The sequence below is a fragment of the Marinobacterium aestuariivivens genome (assembly GCF_042661465.1).
GTDB classification, from domain to species: Bacteria; Pseudomonadota; Gammaproteobacteria; order Pseudomonadales; family Balneatricaceae; genus Marinobacterium_A; species Marinobacterium_A aestuariivivens.
This window is the reverse complement of sequence record NZ_JBHSWE010000001.1, coordinates 3,151,725-3,171,528: the sequence shown is the minus strand read 5'-3', so window position 1 is coordinate 3,171,528 and position 19,804 is coordinate 3,151,725. Positions and strand designations below refer to the sequence as shown.

General features: G+C 66.1%; 18 protein-coding genes and 4 pseudogenes. 11 read left to right on the top strand and 11 right to left on the bottom strand.

Annotated elements, in window-relative coordinates; translation table 11 throughout:
* Window positions 1–25 precede the first annotated feature (25 nt).
* The 4 genes and pseudogenes from ACFQDL_RS16505 to ACFQDL_RS16495 all read left to right on the top strand — a co-directional run bounded on the left by ACFQDL_RS16505 (window position 26) and on the right by ACFQDL_RS16495 (window position 4,167).
* On the top strand, window positions 26–1,150 hold the full coding sequence (locus tag ACFQDL_RS16505; RefSeq protein WP_379909991.1) for a Gfo/Idh/MocA family protein: 1,125 nt from the start codon (window positions 26–28) through the stop codon (window positions 1,148–1,150).
* 109 nt (window positions 1,151–1,259) lie between these two features.
* Window positions 1,260–1,655: pseudogene (locus ACFQDL_RS32975) on the top strand (alpha-amylase family glycosyl hydrolase); the annotation flags it as partial.
* Complete coding sequence (locus ACFQDL_RS16500) at window positions 1,640–2,848, top strand: alpha-amylase family glycosyl hydrolase (protein ID WP_465264017.1); 1,209 nt, start codon at window positions 1,640–1,642, stop codon at window positions 2,846–2,848. The pseudogene ACFQDL_RS32975 and the gene ACFQDL_RS16500, both read left to right, overlap by 16 nt.
* 131 nt (window positions 2,849–2,979) lie before the next feature.
* Window positions 2,980–4,167 (top strand): tRNA-queuosine alpha-mannosyltransferase domain-containing protein, encoded by a 1,188-nt coding sequence (locus tag ACFQDL_RS16495; protein WP_379909990.1) that lies wholly within the window; start codon window positions 2,980–2,982, stop codon window positions 4,165–4,167.
* A gap of 32 nt (window positions 4,168–4,199) precedes the next feature.
* Here ACFQDL_RS16495 and ACFQDL_RS16490 read toward each other — a convergent pair whose 3' ends face one another.
* The 10 genes and pseudogenes from ACFQDL_RS16490 to ACFQDL_RS16445 all read right to left on the bottom strand — a co-directional run bounded on the left by ACFQDL_RS16490 (window position 4,200) and on the right by ACFQDL_RS16445 (window position 13,366).
* Window positions 4,200–4,334, bottom strand: a complete 135-nt coding sequence (locus ACFQDL_RS16490) for a hypothetical protein (protein ID WP_379909989.1) — start codon at window positions 4,332–4,334, stop codon at window positions 4,200–4,202.
* Window positions 4,335–4,843: 509 nt separating this feature from the next.
* Complete coding sequence (locus tag ACFQDL_RS16485) at window positions 4,844–6,025, bottom strand: acyl-CoA dehydrogenase (RefSeq protein ID WP_379909988.1); 1,182 nt, start codon at window positions 6,023–6,025, stop codon at window positions 4,844–4,846.
* Window positions 6,026–6,052: 27 nt separating this feature from the next.
* Window positions 6,053–7,249 (bottom strand): annotated as a pseudogene (locus tag ACFQDL_RS16480) (3-oxoadipyl-CoA thiolase).
* Window positions 7,246–7,649, bottom strand: a pseudogene (locus ACFQDL_RS16475) (3-hydroxyacyl-CoA dehydrogenase family protein). The pseudogenes ACFQDL_RS16480 and ACFQDL_RS16475 overlap by 4 nt, the downstream one beginning before the upstream one ends.
* Before the next feature lie 77 nt (window positions 7,650–7,726).
* Window positions 7,727–8,788, bottom strand: coding sequence for a 3-hydroxyacyl-CoA dehydrogenase NAD-binding domain-containing protein (locus ACFQDL_RS16470; protein WP_379909987.1), 1,062 nt, complete (start codon window positions 8,786–8,788; stop codon window positions 7,727–7,729).
* Between the two features lie 17 nt (window positions 8,789–8,805).
* On the bottom strand, window positions 8,806–9,969 hold the full coding sequence (locus ACFQDL_RS16465; RefSeq protein WP_379909986.1) for an acyl-CoA dehydrogenase family protein: 1,164 nt from the start codon (window positions 9,967–9,969) through the stop codon (window positions 8,806–8,808).
* 15 nt (window positions 9,970–9,984) lie between these two features.
* Complete coding sequence (locus tag ACFQDL_RS16460; RefSeq protein ID WP_379909985.1) at window positions 9,985–11,181, bottom strand: acyl-CoA dehydrogenase family protein; 1,197 nt, start codon at window positions 11,179–11,181, stop codon at window positions 9,985–9,987.
* 10 nt (window positions 11,182–11,191) lie between these two features.
* The gene (locus tag ACFQDL_RS16455; RefSeq protein WP_379909984.1) at window positions 11,192–11,866 is read right to left on the bottom strand and encodes a 3-hydroxyacyl-CoA dehydrogenase family protein; all 675 of its coding nucleotides are present in this window, start codon (window positions 11,864–11,866) and stop codon (window positions 11,192–11,194) included.
* Window positions 11,836–12,543 (bottom strand): enoyl-CoA hydratase-related protein, encoded by a 708-nt coding sequence (locus tag ACFQDL_RS16450; RefSeq protein ID WP_379909983.1) that lies wholly within the window; start codon window positions 12,541–12,543, stop codon window positions 11,836–11,838. Before ACFQDL_RS16450 ends, ACFQDL_RS16455 begins: the two co-directional genes overlap by 31 nt.
* Before the next feature lie 46 nt (window positions 12,544–12,589).
* Window positions 12,590–13,366, bottom strand: coding sequence for an enoyl-CoA hydratase-related protein (locus ACFQDL_RS16445; protein WP_379909982.1), 777 nt, complete (start codon window positions 13,364–13,366; stop codon window positions 12,590–12,592).
* A 190-nt stretch (window positions 13,367–13,556) separates the two neighbouring features.
* On the opposite strand from ACFQDL_RS16445, the gene ACFQDL_RS16440 reads away from it, so the two are divergent.
* The 7 genes and pseudogenes from ACFQDL_RS16440 (at window position 13,557) to ACFQDL_RS16410 (ending at window position 19,270) form a co-directional block, all read left to right on the top strand.
* Complete coding sequence (locus ACFQDL_RS16440) at window positions 13,557–15,239, top strand: AMP-binding protein (protein WP_379909981.1); 1,683 nt, start codon at window positions 13,557–13,559, stop codon at window positions 15,237–15,239.
* A gap of 30 nt (window positions 15,240–15,269) precedes the next feature.
* Window positions 15,270–16,037: an SDR family NAD(P)-dependent oxidoreductase gene (locus ACFQDL_RS16435; RefSeq protein WP_379909980.1), complete on the top strand. Its 768-nt coding sequence runs from the start codon at window positions 15,270–15,272 to the stop codon at window positions 16,035–16,037.
* 34 nt (window positions 16,038–16,071) lie between these two features.
* Window positions 16,072–16,854, top strand: coding sequence for an enoyl-CoA hydratase-related protein (locus ACFQDL_RS16430; protein WP_379909979.1), 783 nt, complete (start codon window positions 16,072–16,074; stop codon window positions 16,852–16,854).
* A 49-nt stretch (window positions 16,855–16,903) separates the two neighbouring features.
* A pseudogene (locus ACFQDL_RS16425) lies at window positions 16,904–17,491 on the top strand (acyl-CoA dehydrogenase family protein); the annotation flags it as partial.
* 247 nt (window positions 17,492–17,738) lie between these two features.
* The gene (locus ACFQDL_RS16420; RefSeq protein WP_379913130.1) at window positions 17,739–18,041 is read left to right on the top strand and encodes an acyl-CoA dehydrogenase family protein; all 303 of its coding nucleotides are present in this window, start codon (window positions 17,739–17,741) and stop codon (window positions 18,039–18,041) included.
* 65 nt (window positions 18,042–18,106) lie between these two features.
* Entirely contained in the window at window positions 18,107–18,583 is a 477-nt protein-coding gene (locus ACFQDL_RS16415; RefSeq protein WP_379909978.1) for a MarR family winged helix-turn-helix transcriptional regulator, read from the top strand.
* 9 nt (window positions 18,584–18,592) lie between these two features.
* Window positions 18,593–19,270: a nitroreductase gene (locus ACFQDL_RS16410; protein WP_379909977.1), complete on the top strand. Its 678-nt coding sequence runs from the start codon at window positions 18,593–18,595 to the stop codon at window positions 19,268–19,270.
* Between the two features lie 216 nt (window positions 19,271–19,486).
* Here the strand turns inward: ACFQDL_RS16410 and ACFQDL_RS16405 are convergent, their stop codons facing one another.
* Entirely contained in the window at window positions 19,487–19,762 is a 276-nt protein-coding gene (locus ACFQDL_RS16405; protein WP_379909976.1) for a hypothetical protein, read from the bottom strand.
* Window positions 19,763–19,804 lie beyond the last annotated feature (42 nt).

The window sequence follows — 19,804 nt, the reverse complement described above, 5'->3', positions numbered from 1 at the left end:
AACCCATAAATAACAGGTATTGAACATGACCGAAACAATCCCCTGGGGCATGGTCGGCGGCGGCATCAGCGGCTTTATCGGCGAGGTGCATCGCCTCGCCGCCCGTCTCGATGGCGGCTACCGCCTCGAGGCCGGCTGCTTCTCGTCGGACGGGACGCGCAACCGCGAGTCCGGCGCACTGTTCGGCGTGGCGCCGGATCGCGTCTACGGCGATTTCGCCGAGATGGCGCGCCGCGAGGCCGAACGCCCCGACGGCATCCGTGCAGTTTCGATCGTCACGCCGAACCACCTGCATTATGCCGCCACTCGCGCCTTTCTCGAGGCCGGCATCGACGTTATCTGCGACAAGCCGCTGACGACGACACTGAGCGAAGCGCGGGAACTGGAGGCGCTGGCCCGCGGACAGGGGCGAACCCTGGCGGTGACCTACAACTACAGCGCCAATGCGATGATCCGGCTGGCGCGCCAGCTGGTCGCCGAAGGGGCGCTGGGCGAACTGCGACTGGTGCAGGTCGAATATGCCCAGGACTGGCTGGCCCGCAATATCGAGCAGGACGGCCAGAAGCAGGCGAGCTGGCGCACCGATCCGCAACAGGCGGGCCGGGCCGGCTGTCTCGGCGATATCGGCGTGCACGCCTACAACCTGGCGCGCTTCGTCACCGGCCGCTCGGCCAGGCGCGTCAGTGCCGAGCTGAGCGCCTTCGTGCCGGGCCGGCAGGTCGACGACAACGTCCAGGCACGGCTGGATTTCGGTGACGGCATCCGCGGCGCCCTCTGGGCGTCCCAGGTCGCGGTCGGATCGGAAAACGCCCTGCGCCTGCGCCTGATCGGCGAGAAGGCCAGCCTCGACTGGGAACAGGAGCACCCGAACCAGCTGCGCTTCGCCGAATACGGCGAGGCGCCGCGGATCCTGAGCCGCAACGGCGCCGGTTTCCCGCCGTCGCTGCAGCACCTGTGCCGGATTCCGGCCGGTCATCCGGAAGGCTACCTCGAGGCCTTCGCCAATCTCTACGGCGAGATCCGCCGCGGTCTGACGTCTGCCTCTGGCGACTTCACCGACGTCTCCGACGCCGTCGCAGACCTGGCCTTTATCGAGGCCTGCCTGGATTCGCAGGACAACGACAACCGCTGGTGCCCGCTCGAGCGCTGACACCCGCTGGCAACCGAAACCCGTAATACCCGCCCGGGAGCCGCTCTGGCCGCTCCCGCGGCCCGACTTTGCTCGCTTTCAGCAACCCTAGGACTTTGGAGGCCTGTTTATGGCAACCGCAAACCCCGACTGGTGGAAAGGCTCGGTCACCTACCAGATCTATCCGCGCTCCTACCAGGACAGCAATAACGACGGCATCGGCGACCTCGCCGGTATCACCGAACGCCTGCCCCATATCGCCGACCTGGGCGTCGACGCCATCTGGCTGTCGCCGATCTTCACCTCGCCGATGGCCGACATGGGCTACGACGTCAGCGACTACACCGATATCGATCCGAGCTTCGGCACCCTTGATGACTTCGATGCCATGGTCGCCCGCGCCCACGAACTGGGCCTCAAGGTGATCATCGACCAGGTGCTGTCCCACTCCAGCGACCGCCATCCGTTCTTTCAGGAAAGCCGCATGTCCCGCGACAACCCGAAAGCCGACTGGTACGTCTGGGCCGATCCGCAGCCGGACGGCAGCCCGCCGAACAACTGGCAGGCGATCTTCGGCGGCTGCGCCGGCAGTGGGAGCCGCGCCGCCACCAGTACTACCTGCACAACTTCCTCAAGGAGCAGCCGGACTTCAATTTCCACAACCCGGCGGTGCAGGAATGGCTGCTCGGCACCATGCGCTTCTGGCTCGAGCGCGGTGTCGACGGTTTCCGCCTCGATACGGTGAACTTCTACTTCCACGATGCGCTGCTGCGCAGCGATCCGCCGGATTTCCGCAAAAAGCAGAAGCCCGAGTGGAACCCCTACAACATGCAGTACCACCTGTTCTCGAAGAACCAGCCGGAGAACCTGGCCTTTCTCGGGAAGATGCGCGCGCTGCTCGATGAATTCGACGCCCGCACCCTGGTCGGCGAGGTCGGCGAGTCGCACCACCCGGTCGAGATCATGGGCGAATACACCACCGGCAACCGCCTGCACATGGCCTATTCGTTCGAGATGCTCGGCTTCAACTATTCGGCCGGCCACTTCCGCCGCCAGATAGAGGAATTCTTCAAGGGAGCGCCGAACGGCTGGCCCTGCTGGGCTTTCTCGAACCACGACGTGGTGCGCCACGTCAGCCGCTGGCTGCCCCATGCCGTCGACCAGGATGCCCTGGCCAAGCAGGCCTGCGCATTGCTGCTGTGCCAGCAGGGCTCGATCTGCCTCTACCAGGGCGAGGAACTGGGTCAGACCGAAACCGAACTCGAATACACCGAGCTGACCGACCCCCAGGGCCTGACCTTCTGGCCCGAGGACAAGGGGCGCGACGGCTGCCGCACGCCGATGGTCTGGGAACGACTCGCCGCGAACGCCGGCTTCAGCGAGGTCAAGCCCTGGCTGCCGGTGAAGGAACCCCAGAGCGCGCGCAGCGTCGACACCCAGCGCGGCGTCGGGGACTCGGTGCTGGAGTTCTACCGCCGCATGCTGCGCCTGCGCCGCGAACACGAAAGCCTTCGTACCGGCGACACCGTTTTCAACGACACCGGGGAGCCGATCCTGTCGTTCGTGCGCGGTGACGAGTTCCTCTGCGTCTTCAACCTCTCGCCGGAACGGCAGGCTGTCGAATGCGCCGGAGGATCCATCGTTCTGGGTGAGTCCGCCGTCCTCGACAACGGCGCCCTGCAGCTCGGCGGCAACGGCTTCGCCATCATCCGTCTCTGAGAGTACCCCGACTCCCACCGGGGCACTGCTTGGCGGGCGCAAGCCCGCCTTTTTTCGACCAGGGGTTCAACCGGAGCGCCCGGGCATTTGCTGCTACAATAGCGGCCGCCCCAACCGACCGGATATCACCCTTGCGCATATTGTTGTTGTCCGCCTATGACGCCGCCAGCCATCGACACTGGCGCCGCGGCCTGACTGCCCGGTTTCCGGAATTCGACTGGACGGTACTGACCCTGCCGGCCCGCTATTTCGCCTGGCGGGTGCGCGGCAACAGCCTGAGCTGGGCCTTCGGCGAACGGGATACCCTGTCGCGCCGCTACGACCTGGTGATCGCCACCTCGATGACCGACCTGTCCGCGCTGCGCGGACTGGTACCGAGCCTGACCAGCACACCGACGCTGGTGTATTTCCATGAAAACCAGTTCGCCTACCCGAGCTCCGGGCGTGAGAAAAGCAGCGTGGAGCCGCAGATCCTCAACCTCTACACCGCGCTGTGTGCCGACCGGATCCTTTTCAACAGCGCCTTCAATCGCGACAGTCTGATCGAAGGTGCCCGCCGGTTGCTGAAGAAACTGCCCGACCAGGTACCGCCCGGGCTGCCGGAACGCCTCGCCGAGCGCGCCCTGGTCGTGCCGGTGCCGCTGGCCGACGAGCATTTCCAGGCGCCGGCGGGCATCGCCCCGCAACATCCTTGGCATGGTGCCAACAGGGCCGGCCCGGTCCGGATCGTCTGGGCAGCCCGCTGGGAGTTCGACAAGGGGCCGGACCGGCTGCAGGCCATCCTGCGGGAACTGGAACGGCGAGGGCTGGATTACCGCCTGGCGCTCCTCGGCGAGCGCTTTCGCCACTCACCCGCGGAGTTCGACGCCATTGCCACCGAATTCCGCCATCGGCTGGACCAGTTCGGTTATGCCGCCACCCGGGCGGAATACCGCGCCTGGCTGCGCGGCGGCGATATCGTACTGTCCACCGCCACCCACGAGTTCCAGGGACTGGCGGTACTGGAGGCAGTCGCAGCCGGCTGCATTCCGGTATTGCCGGACCGGCAGGTCTATCCGGAACTGTTCGATGAGCAGTACCTGTACCGGGATTGCGCTGCCGATATCAGGCAGGAGGCCTGCGCTGCCGCCGACACCCTGATTCGGCACGCCAGCCGGTTACGCGACCAGGGCGTCAGCGCCCCGGCAGTCGACCGGTTCAGCTGGGCAGCCCTGAGGCAGACCTACGCCCGGCTGATCGACCAGCTGGCCGGCTCTGCCTCAGCCGGGGCGACGGCCTTCGAAAACGGAAAAGCCGCCAAAGCAAATGGGTCCGGCTGACGGACCCGTTTGTCGTTCCTTCCAACGCGGGCTCAGAGCGCGCCCTGTACCGCCTTTGCCAGCTCGGCGGTGCTCAGCTTGCCACCCATGTCGGGTGTGCCCGCGCCGCTGACGGTGACCTTTTCGACGGCCGTCATCAGCGCCTCGGCGGCGGCGGTTTCGCCCATGGCAACAATTCCAAATCCTGTCGCTTTGACTGCAAGGAGCCAACGGGACCGAACATCGGCTATCGCCGATTGCGACTGTGGCCGGCGCAACCCCGACCCGGCCAAGCGACTGGCTGCAGCTGTTCCGTACGAATACGAACAGCGCCGCCAGGTCACGTCAAACGGAGACTCCAGCCAACCAGGACCTACAGGAGTCCTCCCAATGCACGATCAGCTCACTGGCTCACGAACTTGCCTGTTGATTCAGCTACTTCACTGTTCCATGCCGCCAGTTGGTCGACCACTCGATTAGATGACCGTTTTTGGCCGTGCGTTGACTGTTAGAAGTGGTAGTCCCCAGTTTCCATTTCCCGCTGGCGTCATGGTTGGAGGGGCGAAAGCGTAGGAATCAGAGTGACACTAGCCGGCACAATCCGGCCGCTGGTACGGCACGCTACTTTTGAGAAAGTCAGGTAACTAAAGGTCGGGGGTGACCGGTGCATTTCTAATCGCCCCCGCCGTCATCCGGATCAGAAAAACGCCTGTAGCCCGGTTTGCGCACGGCCAAGGATCAGCGCGTGAATGTCGTGGGTGCCCTCGTAGGTGTTGACCACTTCGAGGTTGACCAGGTGGCGGGCGACGCCGAATTCGTCGCTGATGCCGTTGCCGCCAAGCATGTCCCGTGCCATCCGGGCGATATCCAGCGCCTTGCCGCAGCTGTTGCGCTTCATGATCGAGGTGATCTCGACTGCGGCGGTGCCCTCGTCCTTCATCCGGCCCAGGCGCAGGCAGCTCTGCAACGCCAGGCAGATCTCGGTCTGCATGTCGGCGAGCTTCTTCTGGATCAGCTGGTTTTGCGCCAGCGGGCGGCCGAACTGCTTGCGGTCGAGGGTGTACTGGCGGGCGGTATGCCAGCAGTCCTCGGCTGCGCCGAGTGCGCCCCAACTGATGCCGTAGCGAGCCGAGTTGAGGCAGGTGAAGGGGCCCTGGAGGCCGCGCACCTCGGGAAAGGCGTTTTCCTCCGGCACGAAGACGTTGTCCATCACCACCTCGCCGGTGATCGAGGCGCGCAGGCCCACCTTGCCGTGAATCGCCGGCGCTGTGAGGCCGTCCCAGCCCTTCTCCAGTACGAAGCCGCGGATGTCGCCGGCGTCGTCCTTGGCCCAGACCACGAAGACGTCGGCGATCGGGCTGTTGGTGATCCACATCTTGCTGCCGGTCAGGCGGTAGCCGCCCTCGACCTTGCGTGCGCGGGTCGCCATGGAGCCCGGATCCGAGCCGTGATCCGGTTCCGTCAGGCCGAAGCAGCCGATCCACTCGCCGCTGGCGAGTTTCGGCAAGTATTTCTGCCGCGTCGCCTCGGTGCCGAACTCGTAGATCGGCACCATCACCAGCGACGACTGCACGCTCATCATCGAGCGGTAGCCGGAGTCGATGCGCTCGACCTCGCGGGCGATCAGGCCGTAGCAGACGTAGTTGAGGTCCGCGCCGCCATACTCGGTCGGAATCACCGCGCCGAGCAGCCCGGTTTCGCCCATCTCGCGGAAGATCGCCGGGTCCGTGTGCTCGTGACGAAACGCCTCCAGCACCCGCGGCGCCAGCTTGTCGTCGGCGAACTGCTGCGCCGTGCGCCGTACCATGCGTTCCTCGTCGCTGAGTTGCTGGTCCAGCAGCAGCGGGTCTTCCCAGTTGAAGCTTGCCTTGTCAGCCATGATCTCTCTCCAGGTCTTTGTTGTTGTTCACTGTCTTTCGATTACGCAGGCGATTCCCTGCCCCAGCCCGATGCAGAGGCTGACCAGGGCATAGCGCCCACCGCTGTGCTCGAGCTGCCGCAGCGCGGTCAGCACCAGCCGCGCGCCGGAGGCGCCGAGCGGATGGCCGATGGCGATGGCGCCGCCGTTGGGATTCAGGCGGCTGTCGTCGTCGGCCAGCCCGAGCTGCCGGGTGCAGCCGAGCACCTGGGCGGCGAAGGCCTCGTTGATCTCGATCACATCCATATCGACCAGTTCGAGCCCGGTGCGTTGCAGCACCCGGCGATGGCGGGCACCGGCCCAAGCCCCATCAGCCGCGGCTCGACGCCAGCAACGGCGCCGGCCAGAATTCGCGCCCGCGGGCGGACGTCATAACGTTCGCCGATCCTCTGCGACCCGATCAGCAATGCGGCGGCACCGTCGTTGACGCCGGAGGCATTGCCGGCCGTGACCACGCCGTCGGCAAACAGCGGTCGCAGTCTGGCCAGGCTGTCCATCGTCGTCTGCGGCCGCGGATGCTCGTCGGCCGCGACGCTCAGAGCCGGTGCACGGCGCCCCTGCGATACCTCGACCGGCAGGATCTCGTCGTCGAAAAAGCCCCGTTCCCGCGCCGCCTGGTACAGCGCCTGACTGCGGGCGGCATAGGCGTCCGCATCGTCACGGCCGATCCCCAACTCGCGAGCTACATTGTCGGCGGTCTGCGGCATGGTATCGGCGCCGTACTCGGACTCGACCAGGGGATTGGGAAAACGCGCGCCGATGGTGCTGTCGAAGATCCGCACGTCGCGATCATAGGCCCGCTCGGCCTTGGCCATCACAAAGGGCGCGCGGCTCATGCTCTCGGCACCGCCGGCAATGAACAGCTCGCCCTCGCCGGCCTTGAGCGCCTGGGCGGCACCGAGCACCGCGGCGAGCCCCGAGCCACAGAGCCGGTTCACCGTGACGCCGGCCACGCCAACCGGCAGGCCGGCCAACAGTGCGGCGTGACGGGCCAGGTTGCGGGCGTCCTCCCCGCCTGGTTGCTGCAGCCGGCGATCAGATCTTCGACCGCCTCGGCCGAAAAGGCGTTGCGGGCCACCAGCGTGCGCACCAGCGTCGCCAGCAGGTCGTCGGGCCGCACCGGCGCCGGGCGCCGCCGTGGCGGCCGAACGGCGAACGCAGGCCGTCGTAGATAAAGGCGCTCATGCGAAGGCCTCCTTATTTGAAGGTGGACAGTTCTCGGGGGTGGTCAATGGCAGGCCGAGCTGGACACGACGGCGCAGCCAGGGGCTGATACGGTAACGTGGCTCCTGATAGAGGTCGTGCAACTGCTGCAGGATGGTCGCGATGCGCGCCGACCCGAAAAGGTCGCCCAGGCGCAGCGGCCCTGCGGGTAGCCGAGCGCCAGCTCCACCGCCCGGTCCAGGGTGGCGGGCTCGGCGATGCGGCGCTGGGCGATTTCGCAGCCCAGGTTGACGATGCCGGCAACGATACGCTGGGCGATGAAGCCCGGCGAATCCTCGATCACCTCGACCGGTACGCCATCCACCGTCAGCGCACAGCGCGCCTGGGCCAGTACCGTCGGCTCCAGCGCGGGCTGACGCATCAGCACACGGCGCCGCTCGAAGCCGGCGAAGGTCTCAAGCGCCAGGGTACGTGTGGCGGGCAGGCCCCTGCGTGCGATCAGGCTGCTGGTATCCTCGCCCAGGGCGTTACCAGGCAGATCGCACGCGTCGAGGGGCTGTCGCCGGACTCCAGCTCGGCCCCGGCGGCTGCCAGCACCGCCGCGATCTTGTCACGCATACCGGCATCCTCGCAGTCGAGCCAGAACGGCTGCTCGAGCGATACGGTCGCCACCTCGGCGCTCTCGTCCAGGACCGGCTTGCCATCCGTGTAGCGGTAGAAGCCTTCGCCGCTCTTGCGCCCGAGCAGACCCGCGGCCAGGCGCGGCGGCACCAGCGCCGACGGCGTGTAGCGCGCATCCTGGTAGAACTGGTCGTGCACCGAGCACATCACCGAGTGGGAGACGTCCAGCCCCATCAGGTCGAACAGCTCGAAGGGGCCCATCGGGAAGCCGAGGCAGTCGCGCATGATACGGTCGATCTGCGCCGGCGTGGCGATGCCTTCGGCGAGGATGCGCAGCGCCTCGGGGCCATAGGCCCGGCCGGCGTGGTTGACCAGAAATCCCGGCGAGTCGGGCACCCGGGCGGCGAAGTGCCCGGCCCGCTCGACCAGCGCCACCAACCGCTCGCCCACCTCGGGCGCAGTTCGCCCGGCCTGCACCACCTCGGCGATCTTCATCAGCGGTACCGGATTGAAGAAATGCAAGCCCGCGACCCGTTCGGGATGCCGGCAGACCGAGGCAATGGCGGCGACCGACAGCGACGAGGTATTGGTCGCCAACACCGCGTCCGGCGCCACCCGGGCTTCCAGCTCGCGCAGCAGCGCCTGCTTGGCGTCGAGCTGTTCGACGATCGCCTCGACCACCAGGTCGCAGTCCGCAAGCCTGTCCAGTTCGTCCGCCGCGGTCATGCAGGCGAGCGCTCGTGCCAGCGTTTCGGCGCTGAGCCGTCCCTTCTTATGCGCCCGCTCCAGCAAGGCGCGGTTGTGGAACAGCGCCTCGTCGATCGCCTCCGGGCGGCTGTCGTGCAGCCGCACCTCGATGCCGCAGGTCGCAAACAGCTGTACGATGCCGCGCCCCATGGCGCCGGCGCCGACCACGCCGATGCGTTTGAATATTTCCATCTCAGCCTCCTCCCGGCTCAGGCCACGTCCAGCAGCTCGGCGTAGGCCACGTCCAGCAGCTCGGCGTAGGCGTCGAGGTGATAATCCTCGTCGCCGAACTGGTGGCTCAGCATCACCAGCCGCTTGGCGTGGTGCGACAGGCTGTATTCCCAGGTCATGCCGATGCCGCCGTGCAGCTGGATCGCCTGTTCGGCGACGAACTGCGAGGCCCGGGCGACGATAAAGCGTGCCGCCGCCAGACGTCGGCTGCGGTCCGGGCTGTCCGCCCCGTCGGCGACGCAGGCCGCCATGATCGCCATCGAGCGCGCCAGCTCCAGCTCGCTGCGCATATCAGCCATGCGATGCTGCAGCACCTGGAAGTCGCCGATCGGCCGGCCGAACTGCTTGCGTGTCTTGAGGTAGTCAAGGGTCAGCGCGAACGTCTCCTCGAGGCTCCCCAACGCCTCGGCGCACTGAGCGGCAATGGCCCGCCCCTGCTGATAGCGCAACGCCGGCAGCGCTTCCCCGACCCCGCCCAGCAGCGCATCACCAGGCACCCGGACCTGGTCCAGCACCAGGTCGCAGGCACGCGGCCCGTCGATGCAGGGGTAGCCCGTGCGGCTGATGCCTTCGGTAGCGGGATCAAGCAGAAAAAGGCTGATCCCCGCCGCGTCGCGCTGTTCGCCGGAGGTTCTGGCCGAAACCAGGATCCGGCCGGCGCTGTCGCCGCCGATCACCACGCTCTTGCGCCCGCTCAGGCGCCAGCCGCCGTCGACCGCTTCGGCCCGGCAGGCGACGTCGTTGAGGCGGTAGTGGCTCTGCGGCTCCTCCAGCGCCACGGCCAGGCGCAGCTCGCCGGCGGCCACCCGCGGCAACAGCGCCTGCTGCGCGGGTCCGGTCGCCAGTTGCTGCAGCAGGCCGCCGCCGAATATCTGCGAATGCAGGAAGGGTTCCAGACAGAGACCACGGCCCAATTCGGTCATGATCACCAGATTGTCGACGGCACTGCCGCCGAAACCCTCGTACTCCTCGGCGAAGGGCACCGCGGTCAGCCCCAGTTCCGCCAACTGCTGCCAGAAGGCCTCGCTGCCGTCGTTCGCCTGCAGCAACCGCTCGCGCCTTTCAAAGTCGTATTGCTCCCGGACCAGCCGGGCCAGGGTGTCCTGCAGCATCTGCTGCTCTTCGTTCAGATTGAAGTCCATCGATCCGGCCTCCCGTTACAGCTCGAGCATCGTCTTGGCGACGATGTTCTTCTGGATTTCGTTGGAACCGCCGTAGATCGACAGCTTGCGCAGATTGAAATACTGGCTTGCCGGCGCGGCGCTGTAGTCGGCGTGGCGGGGCTGGCCGTCGAAGCCCGCTTCGAGCTCCGCCTCGACGAACGGCAACGCCTGGGGACCGAGCACCCGGCGCGTCAGGTCGCTGATCGCCTGGCGGATCTCCGAGCCCTGGATCTTCAGGATCGAGCTTTCCGCTCCGGGCACACCGCCGTCACGGGTCGCCGCGAGGATCCGCAGCGTGCTCACCTCCACCGCCAGCAGGCGCATCTCGACCTCGGCGATGCGGGTCCGCAGCCGCGGATTCTCGATCAGCGGCCGGCCGTCGCGGGTCTCGCGCGCGGCGATCTGCTTGAGGTGCGCCAGCGCGGCCTTGGAAAAACCGATACCGGCCTGGCCGGTACGCTCGTGGGTCAGCAGGTACTTGGCGCAGGTCCAGCCGCGGTTCTCCTCGCCGACGAGGTTTGCGACCGGTACCCGGACGTTGTCGAAGAACACCTCGTTGACCTCGTGTTCGCCGTCGAGAGTGATGATGGGCCGCACGCTGATACCCGGGCTGTCCATGTCGATCAGCAGGAAGGAAATACCCTGCTGCGGTCGCGCCTCGGAGCTGGTGCGCACCAGGCAGAAAATGCGGTTGGCGTACTGTCCCAGGGTGGTCCAGGTCTTCTGACCGTTGACGACATAGTGGTCGCCGTCGCGCACCGCCCGGGTTTTCAGCGACGCCAGGTCGGACCCCGCGCCGGGCTCCGAATAGCCCTGACACCACCAGTCCTCGCCTGACAGAATCCGCGGCAGGTAATGCGCTTTCTGCTGCTCGGTGCCGAACTTGATGATCACCGGCGCCACCATATTGACGCCGAAGGAGATCAGCCGTGGCGCGCCGAAGGCCGCGCACGCCTCCTCGAAGATGTGCTTCTGCACCAGGCTCCAGCCGGTGCCGCCGTGCTCGATGGGCCAGTTGGCGGCGTACCAGCCCTTTTTGGCCAGTATGCGCTGCCAGCGCTGGTGGTCCTCTTTTCGCAGGCGTCGGCCCAGACGCACGCTGTCGGCGATATCGGCCGGCAACGCCTCGCGCAGAAAGGCCCGGACCTCGTCTCGAAACGCCAGTTCATCGGCGCTGTATCGGATATTCATAAGCACTCCTCTATCGGGGGTTGCCGTTCAGATCGGCAAAGGTGCGGCCCGCGGCGGCCAGTTGCTGCAGCAGCGACGCCGGGGTCCAGGCGGCGCCCAAACGTTCCTGCCAGTGGCGCATCCGTTCGAGCACCCGTGACAGGCCAAGGGTGTCAGCGTAGAACATCGGGCCACCGCGCTGGGGCGGGAAGCCGCAGTCGCGAATCAGGATGTGATCGATATCGCCGGCGTCCTGCACCAGGCCCTCGCCCAGAAGGCGCGCGCCCTCGTCGACCAACGCCAGCAACGGACGTTCGATCAGCCGTTCCGACTCGACAGCGTCGGCCTCGTCGGCAGTCGCCGTGACAACAGCGGGACGCAAAGGTCCCTCTGCCATGCCAAAGGCACGCAGGGCAGCATCAAGGCCGGCTTCGTCGGCTCCTTCATCGAGCAGCTGCGCTATCGTCTCGCGATAGCGTCCGGTCAAGCGTGCGCCGACCTCTCGACTCGGGTCCTGGCGCTGCTCCTTGAGCCGACGGGCAAAGCGCCGCTCGACCTGGAAACGGTGTACCAGCGCCGCCCGCTGGGGTGACGCCATGCACTGCAGGAACAGTTCGCGTTCAAGGCGCAGCCCGTCTCGCAGCGGCAACTGCACCGCCGCCTCGATCGCGTCGATCACGCGCTGCGGCGAAAACAGCCCCGGCATCCGCCGGTCGACCTCGTGCCGCCGGGCAGCCAGCAGCGCCCGAACATCGACGCCGGTCTCGAGCTGCGCCCGCTGCTCGCCGCTGCGTCGCGGCCCTGGCCCTGTGCCAGCAGTTCCCAGGCAAACGCCAGTCCGGCCACTTGCGGGTCGCCATCGAACAGCGAGTCGACGAGCCCTGTACGACAGGCTTGGGGCGCATCCAGCGCCTCCCCGCTGACGATCATGTCCAGCGCCACCGGCACGCCCACCAGGCGCGGCAGGCGTTGCGTGCCGCCAGCCCCCGGCAGCAGTCCGAGCCGCACCTCCGGCAAGCCGAGTCGGGCATCGGGACGCGCGATGCGATAATGACAGCCCAGTGCCAGCTCGAGGCCGCCGCCGAGCGCCGAGCCGTGGATCACCGCCACCGACGGCTTGGTCGATGCCTCGACCCGGTTCACCAGGTCAGGCAACAGCGGCGGCTGCGGCGGCTTGCCGAACTCGCGGATATCGGCGCCGGCGATGAAGGTGCGCCCCTCACACAGCAACACCACCGCGCGAACATCTGGATCAGCATCGGCAGCTGAAAAGGCGTTTAACAGAGCGGCACGCAAGGCCTGGCTCAGGGCGTTTACAGGCGGGTTGTCGACCCGGATCACGCAGATATCGTCGATAAGAGTAGTGGCAACCAGATCGGACATCGGTACCTCCTGTCGCTCGTAATTCTTGCTGCGGCCCGTCGCCGACTCAGCGGTCCTGCCAGTGGGGTTCGCGTTTTTCGAGAAAGGCACGCATGCCTTCCTTCTGGTCGGCACTGGAAAAACTGGCATAGAGCAGATGCCGCTCGAACAGCACGCCCTCGGCCAGCGGCGTTTCAAAGGCACGGTCGACCGCCGCCTTGTTGAGCCGTACCGCCATGCCGGAATGCGCTGCGATCTGTCGTGCGGCGGCCAGGGCCTCGTCGAGCAACGCCACCGCCGGCACCACCCGACTGACCAGGCCGCTGCGTTCCGCTTCCTCGGCGTCCATCAGGCGCCCGGTCAGACACAGATCCATCGCCTTGGCCTTGCCGACGGCACGGGCCAGGCGCTGGGTGCCGCCGGCACCCGGCAGGGTGCCGACCTTCACCTCGGGTTGACCGAAGCGGGCGTTGTCGGCGGCAATAATGAAGTCGCACATCATCGCCAGCTCGCAACCGCCGCCGAGCGCCAGCCCCGCCACCGCCGCGATCACCGGCTTGCGGCAACGGGTCACTTCCTCCCAGTCGGTGGTGACGAAGTTCTCGAGGTAGAGATCGGCGAAGTCCTTGGCGGCGATCTCGGCGATATCGGCGCCGGCGGCGAAAGCACGCTCGTTGCCGGTGATCACCATCGCACGTATTGCCGTCGCAGCCTCCAGCGTGCACAGCGCCTCGCCGAGCTCACGCATCAGTTCGCCATTGAGGGCGTTATGCACCTCGGGCCGGTCGAGTCGGATCAGTCCGACGCCGTCCAGCCTTTCCACCCGGATAGTGCGATAAGCCATGTCGCCTCCTGTCTTGTTGTTTGGCGGCGGCTACGAATCGGCCACCGCGCCCGAAACCTGAAGCCAGTCTAGCCACAATAAAATTTAAAGACAATATATTGACATATTATTTTGTCAGGGCGTATCGTCTAACTCGTTATCAGGCATTACCACCGATCTACAAAAACAACATATATAACCGGGATAGATCATGAACACTACGACCCACCCCTTCCATGAGCGTCGCAGCCGCATGATTGAATCAGGCGCATGGAATGACAATACAATTACACATTATCTCGATCAGGCCCTGACCTCTGTGCCCGACAGGACGGCCATCGTCAGCTACCGAGTGGAACAGGACGAGCGCACCGCCCTGAGCTACCGGGAGCTCGACCGGATCGCGACCCGCATCGCCGCGGGCCTGGCGGCGATGGGTGTGCAAAAGGGCGAGGTGGTGTCCTGCCAGCTGCCGAACGGCTGGCAGATCACCGCACTGCACCTGGCCTGCGTGCGCATCGGCGCCATCCTCAATCCGCTGATGCCGATCTTCCGCGAGCGCGAGCTGCGTTTCATGCTGCGCCATGCCGAAAGCCGCGTACTGGTGATTCCACAGCTTTTTCGCGGCTTCGATTACGCGGCGATGATCGCGGGACTGCGCACCGACCTGCCGGATCTCGCCGAGGTGCTGGTGATCGGGGGCAAGGGTGAGTGCAGCTTCGAGCAGCGGCTGCTGGAAACGTCCTGGGAAGCGCAGACTGATGTTGACAAGCTGTTCGCCGAACGCCGCCTCGGTGGCGATGATCCGGTGCAGCTGCTGTACACCTCCGGCACCACCGGCGAGCCCAAGGGCGTGCTGCACAGCTCAAACACTCTCTTCGCCAACGCTCGCCCCTACAGCGAACGGCTGCACCTGAGCGCCGATGACCGGGTGCTGATGGCCTCGCCGATGGCCCACCAGACCGGCTTCCTTTACGGTCTGATGATGCCGATCTATCTGCAGACCACGGCGGTGCTGCAGGACATCTGGAACGTCGACTTCGCGCTGAAGGTGATCGCCGCCGAGCAGCCCGCCTTCACCATGGCCTCGACGCCCTTCCTCGCCGACCTGGTCGAGGCCGCCGACCGCCACCCCGGCGCGCTGGACTCGCTGAAAATCTTCGTCGCCGCCGGTGCGCCGATTCCGGGCGCCCTGGTCGAGAAGGCCGCTGCTGTCATGAAGACCCGCATCATCTCGGCCTGGGGCATGACCGAAAACGGCGCCGTGACCATGACCCGGCCCGAGGACGACGCCTCGGTCGCCAGCCACAGCGACGGTACGCCCCTGCCCTGGATGGAGGTGCGGGTGGTGGATCCCGACGGCAGGCCCTTGCCGGCGGGGATGGAGGGCCAGCTGATGGTGCGCGGCGCCAGCCTCTTCATCGGCTACCTCAAACGCCCCGAACTCTACAATGTCGACGCCGACGGCTGGTTCCCGACCGGCGATCTGGCCCGCATCGACGGCCGCGGCTATATCCGCATCACCGGCCGCAGCAAGGACGTGATCGTGCGCGGCGGCGAAAACATTCCGGTGATCGAAGTCGAAAACCTGCTCTACAAACACCCGGCGATCGCCTCGGTGGCGCTGGTCGGCTGCCCGGACGACCGGCTGGGCGAGCGGCTCTGTGCCTATATCACCCTGCATCCGGACTACGAGACCCTGACGCTGAATGAGGTGGTCGACTATCTGCTTGAACAGCAGATCAGCAAAACCTACCTGCCGGAGTACGTCGAGGTCCTGACGTCCATGCCACAGACCCCGTCCGGCAAGATCCAGAAATTCAAGCTGCGCGAGCAGGCCAGCCGGCTGTGCCTGGCCCCGGCCAGGCGCAGCCACCCCCGCGAACACTCTTGAAAAAACACCTGAAGCACGAGGTAACTGAGAATGAAAGGACTGGAAAACAAAGTGGTCATCGTCACCGGCGGCGGCGGCGGCATCGGCAGTGCCATCTGCCGCCGTTTCGCCGAAGAGGGTTGCAAGGTCGCGGTGCTCGACCGCGACCCGGCCGCGGCCCAGGCTACCGTCGACCTGATTCAGGAGAACGGTGGAAGTGCCCGCGCCTACACCGCCGACATCACCGACTATGACGCCGTGTCCGCGACCGTCGAAGCGGTCGCGCGGGAACTCGGCCTGCCGCAGGTGCTGGTCAACAATGCCGCCTTCGACCGTTTCATGCCATTCCTTAAAACCGAGCCGGGAATGTGGGATCAGCTGATCGCGGTAAACCTGACCGGCGCGCTGAACATGCACCATACGGCACTGCCGCTGATGATCGAGGCCGGCGGCGGCAAGGTCATCAATATCGCCTCCGACGCCGCCCGCGTCGGCTCGTCCGGTGAGGCGGTCTACGCCGCCTGCAAGGCGGGTCTGGTGGGCCTGACGAAGACGCTGGCGCGCGAACTCGCGGGCAAGGGCATCAACCTCAACGTGGTCTGCCCGGGACCGACCGATACTGCCCTGCTCAAGGACGTGGCGTCCACTTCCAGCAACCCCGACAAGCTTGTCGAGGCCTTCCGCCGCGCCATTCCGCTGGGCCGCATCGCCCAGCCCGAGGACTACCCCGGTCTCGTCGCGATGCTCGCCAGTGACGACGCCAATTTCATTACCGGCCAGGTGATCAGCGTATCCGGCGGCCTGACCATGGCCGGCTGACCGGGACTTATCCACAGCCCCAGGAGACAGACATATGCAATACGAAGATATCCTCTACAGCGAAGACAATGGCGTCGCCACCATCACCATCAACCGTCCGGAGCGCTACAACGCCTTCCGCGGCCAGACCTGCATGGAACTGCTCGACGCCTTCCACCGCGCCGGCTGGAACAAGGAGATCGGCGTCATCGTCCTGACCGGTGCCGGCGACAAGGCGTTCTGCACCGGCGGCGACCAGGGCGCCCACGAGGGCCAGTATGACGGCCGCGGTCTGATCGGGTTGCCGGTCGAGGAGCTGCAGCGCCTCATTCGCGAAGTGCCCAAACCCGTCATCGCCCGGGTGCAGGGCTTCGCGGTCGGCGGCGGCCACGTGCTGGCACTGGTCTGCGATCTCACCATTGCCTCCAACAAGGCCCAGTTCGGCCAGGTCGGCCCCAAGGTCGGCTCGGTCGACCCGGGCTTCGGTACCGCCTACATGGCCCGCGTCATCGGCGAGAAGCGCGCCCGCGAGATCTGGTACCTGTGCCGCCGCTACAGCGCCCAGCAGGCACTGGACTGGGGCCTGTGCAATGCCGTGGTGCCGCACGACCATCTCGACGCCGAGGTGCGTGCCTGGTGTGACGAGATTCTCGAAAAGAGTCCGACGGCGCTGGCCATCGCCAAGCGCTCCTTCAATGCCGACAGCGACAACATCGGCGGCATCGGCGCCCTGGGCATGCAGGCATTGAGTCTCTACTACAACACGGCTGAGTCGCAGGAGGGCGTCAACGCCTTCAAGGAAAAGCGCAAGCCGGAATTCCGCAAGTTCTACAAATAATCGATCGCGCCGGGCCTACCCGCCCGGCGCGAACGCCCTGGAGGCCGAGATGAATTTTGCATTTACCGAAGAACAAAACGCGATCCGGGAAATGGTGGCCCGCTTCAGCCGCGAAGTGCTGGCACCCCGCTACGCCGAGCGCGAGCGCGAAGGCCGCATCGAACGCGAGGTCGCCGAGCAGCTCGGCGGGAGGGGCCTGCTCGGCGGCGAGCTGCCGGAGCAGTTCGGCGGCAGCGGCCTGGACTGCGTCACCAGCGGCCTGATCATCGAAGAAATCGCCCGCGGCGACTTCAACGTCGGCTACCTGCCGCTGCTGTGCTCGCTCAACGGCCAGATCATCGCCAACTTCGCACGGCCCGAACTGGCGCGCGAGTGGCTGCCCGAGATCACCGCCGGCCGCAAGCTGGTCTGCATCGCGCTGACCGAGCCCCATGGCGGCTCCGACGCCGCCAGTCTGCGTCTGAAGGCGGAGCGGCGTGGCGATGTCTACGTGCTCAATGGCGAAAAGACCTCGATCTCGATCGCCGATCAGGCCGACGTCGCTGTGGTCTTCGCCCGCACCGGCAGCCAGGAGTCCCGCGCCGGCGGTATCAGCGCCTTTCTGGTGCCGATGGATCTGCCCGGCATCAGCACCACACGCTTCAAGGACCTCGGACAGCACGCCATCGGGCGCGGCTCGATCTTCTTCGACTCGGTGGAGATTCCAGCCAGCCACCTGCTCGGCGACGAAAACAGCGGCTTCAAGCAGGTGATGCAGGGCTTCGACTACAGCCGCGCGCTGATCGGCCTGCAGTGCTGGCCCTGGCCCAGCAGGCGCTGGACGAGACCGGCAGTGGCTCAACGAGCGCCACGCCTTCAACCAGCCACTCTCCGCCTTCCAGGGTCTGACGCACCCGCTGGCCGAGCTGCAGACCTACGTCGGCGCCGCCCGGCTACAGTGCTACTATTCGCTGTGGCTCAAGGACAACGGCCTGCCCCACAACAGCGAAGCGGCGATGAACAAGTGGTGGGCGCCCAAGCTCGCATTCGACGTCGTCAAGCAGTGCCTGCTGGCCCACGGCCACACGGGCTACGACGAGGATTTTCCGATGGCGCAGCGGCTGCGCGATGTGCTGGGGCTGCAAATAGGTGACGGCACGGCCCAGATCATGAAGAATATCATCGCCCGGGAAGCCACCCGCCCCTGAACCACCCCTGGCGGTGCGGGCGCCGGCGGTCACCTGCAACGCCACCGTACAGACAAGGACTCCAGATGACCCAGCAGACCAGCGGCGACATCCCCAACCGCCTCTTCTTTCGCCTCTTCCAGACCGGCAACGTGCTGCAGCGCCAGGTGCAGAAGGAGATGGGGATCAGCACCGTGCAGTGGGCGGTACTGGGCGCGCTGTCACGGGAGGGCTACGAAGACGGCATCTCGTTCAACGAGCTGACCGAATACCTGGTGGTCAGCCGCCAGAATCTCGACGGGGTACTGAAGCGGATGGAGCGCGACGGCCACGTGCTGCGCGTACCACACCCCGACGACCGACGCGCCCGCCTGGTGCAGATGACGATGACCGGCCGAGACTTCTGGAACAGCCTGCAGTCGCGCATCCACGACTTCTACGCCCAGGGGCTGGACGGTTTCAGTTTCGACGACAGCGTCAGCCTGCTGCACTTCCTCAACAAACTGCAGGGCACGCTTGCCGGAATCTCGCTGGAACCGACCGAGAAACCCGCCCCCCAATAGGAAACAGCCATGCATATCGACAACGCCATCCGCAGCCGCAAATCGGTGCGGCGCTTTCGCCCCGACGCCATCCCACGCGCCACGATCGAGCATATTCTTGAGCTGGCCGCCCGCGCGCCGAGCGGCAACAACGTACAGCCCTGGCATGTGCAGGTGGTGGCCGGCGAGATCAAGGACGCGCTGTGCCGGGACATCCTGACTGCCGCGCAGCACGACGCCGGTACGCACGCGCCCGAGTACGCCTACTATCCGGACGATTGGTTCGAGCCGTACCGCGGTCGCCGCCGCGAGGTCGGCTTTTCGCTGTATCACCAGCTCGGCATCGCCCGCGACGATACCGAGGCGCGCAATATCCAGATGCTGCGCAATTTCCAGTTTTTCGATGCCCCGGTAGGGCTGCTGATCGGTCTGGACCGGCGCCTCAATACCGGCAGCTACATCGACCTCGGCATGTTCATCCAGAACATCCTGCTGGCCGCCCGCGGCCAGGGCCTGCACAGCTGCGCCCAGGCCGCCTTCGCCAATTTCCACCAGGTGGTACGCCGGCACCTGCCGCTGCCCGACGAGGATATCCTGGTCTGCGGTATCGCGCTGGGTTACGAAGATGGCGATGCGCCCGAGAACGGTCTCGAAACGCCGCGCGCGCCGGTCTCGGAGTTCGCCGCCTTCCACGGCTTCGAAGGGTAAGGTTAAAGATCGACTTCCGGATAACCCTGTATTGCTATTTCAGGCATCGATGTCCTGGGGCCTCGGCACCGGTTTCGCTCTAGATGGAAGTGTTGATTTCGTCATACGGACTTTCACATGTGAAGGTCAGGTGAGAAGGCTTGCGCCCTTCAAGTCGGCCAGCGTGACCATCAGCATCATCGGATCGATCGGTGACGGCTCGAAGCCGATTCGCTCCTATAGAGCCTTCGCCTCGTCCGACAGGGCGTGCACGATCATACCGCGAATACCAATGGTGTCTGCCGCCCGGATGACGCGCAGTCCGGCATCCCGCACCAGGGCGCGACCGAAGCCCTTGCCCTGCAGGGCTTGATCCACGGCCAGCCGGCCCAGGACAACCACCGGAATCGGATTCGGCATGTTGCGGCGAAAGCGTCCCGGAGCGGCATCGACAGCGATCGCGCTCGATGCCAGGGCATAATTCGCCAGCTCGCGGCCATCCTCGCCGGCCACGAACTGTTGACTGGTTTTCGAGGCCCGAGGCCGTAGGGTCGT

What these genes read in the sequence shown, in the direction of transcription:
- ACFQDL_RS16505 (WP_379909991.1), top strand. Translation starts at nt 26, where the DNA reads ATGACCGAAACAATCCCCTGGGGCATGGTCGGCGGCGGCATCAGCGGC.
- ACFQDL_RS16490 (WP_379909989.1), bottom strand. Translation starts at nt 4,334, where the DNA reads ATGGGCGAAACCGCCGCCGCCGAGGCGCTGATGACGGCCGTCGAAAAG.
- ACFQDL_RS16485 (WP_379909988.1), bottom strand. Translation starts at nt 6,025, where the DNA reads ATGGCTGACAAGGCAAGCTTCAACTGGGAAGACCCGCTGCTGCTGGAC.
- ACFQDL_RS16470 (WP_379909987.1), bottom strand. Translation starts at nt 8,788, where the DNA reads ATGGAAATATTCAAACGCATCGGCGTGGTCGGCGCCGGCGCCATGGGG.
- ACFQDL_RS16465 (WP_379909986.1), bottom strand. Translation starts at nt 9,969, where the DNA reads ATGGACTTCAATCTGAACGAAGAGCAGCAGATGCTGCAGGACACCCTG.
- ACFQDL_RS16460 (WP_379909985.1), bottom strand. Translation starts at nt 11,181, where the DNA reads ATGAATATCCGATACAGCGCCGATGAACTGGCGTTTCGAGACGAGGTC.
- ACFQDL_RS16455 (WP_379909984.1), bottom strand. Translation starts at nt 11,866, where the DNA reads ATGCCGGGGCTGTTTTCGCCGCAGCGCGTGATCGACGCGATCGAGGCG.
- ACFQDL_RS16450 (WP_379909983.1), bottom strand. Translation starts at nt 12,543, where the DNA reads ATGTCCGATCTGGTTGCCACTACTCTTATCGACGATATCTGCGTGATC.
- ACFQDL_RS16445 (WP_379909982.1), bottom strand. Translation starts at nt 13,366, where the DNA reads ATGGCTTATCGCACTATCCGGGTGGAAAGGCTGGACGGCGTCGGACTG.
- ACFQDL_RS16440 (WP_379909981.1), top strand. Translation starts at nt 13,557, where the DNA reads ATGAACACTACGACCCACCCCTTCCATGAGCGTCGCAGCCGCATGATT.
- ACFQDL_RS16435 (WP_379909980.1), top strand. Translation starts at nt 15,270, where the DNA reads ATGAAAGGACTGGAAAACAAAGTGGTCATCGTCACCGGCGGCGGCGGC.
- ACFQDL_RS16430 (WP_379909979.1), top strand. Translation starts at nt 16,072, where the DNA reads ATGCAATACGAAGATATCCTCTACAGCGAAGACAATGGCGTCGCCACC.
- ACFQDL_RS16415 (WP_379909978.1), top strand. Translation starts at nt 18,107, where the DNA reads ATGACCCAGCAGACCAGCGGCGACATCCCCAACCGCCTCTTCTTTCGC.
- ACFQDL_RS16410 (WP_379909977.1), top strand. Translation starts at nt 18,593, where the DNA reads ATGCATATCGACAACGCCATCCGCAGCCGCAAATCGGTGCGGCGCTTT.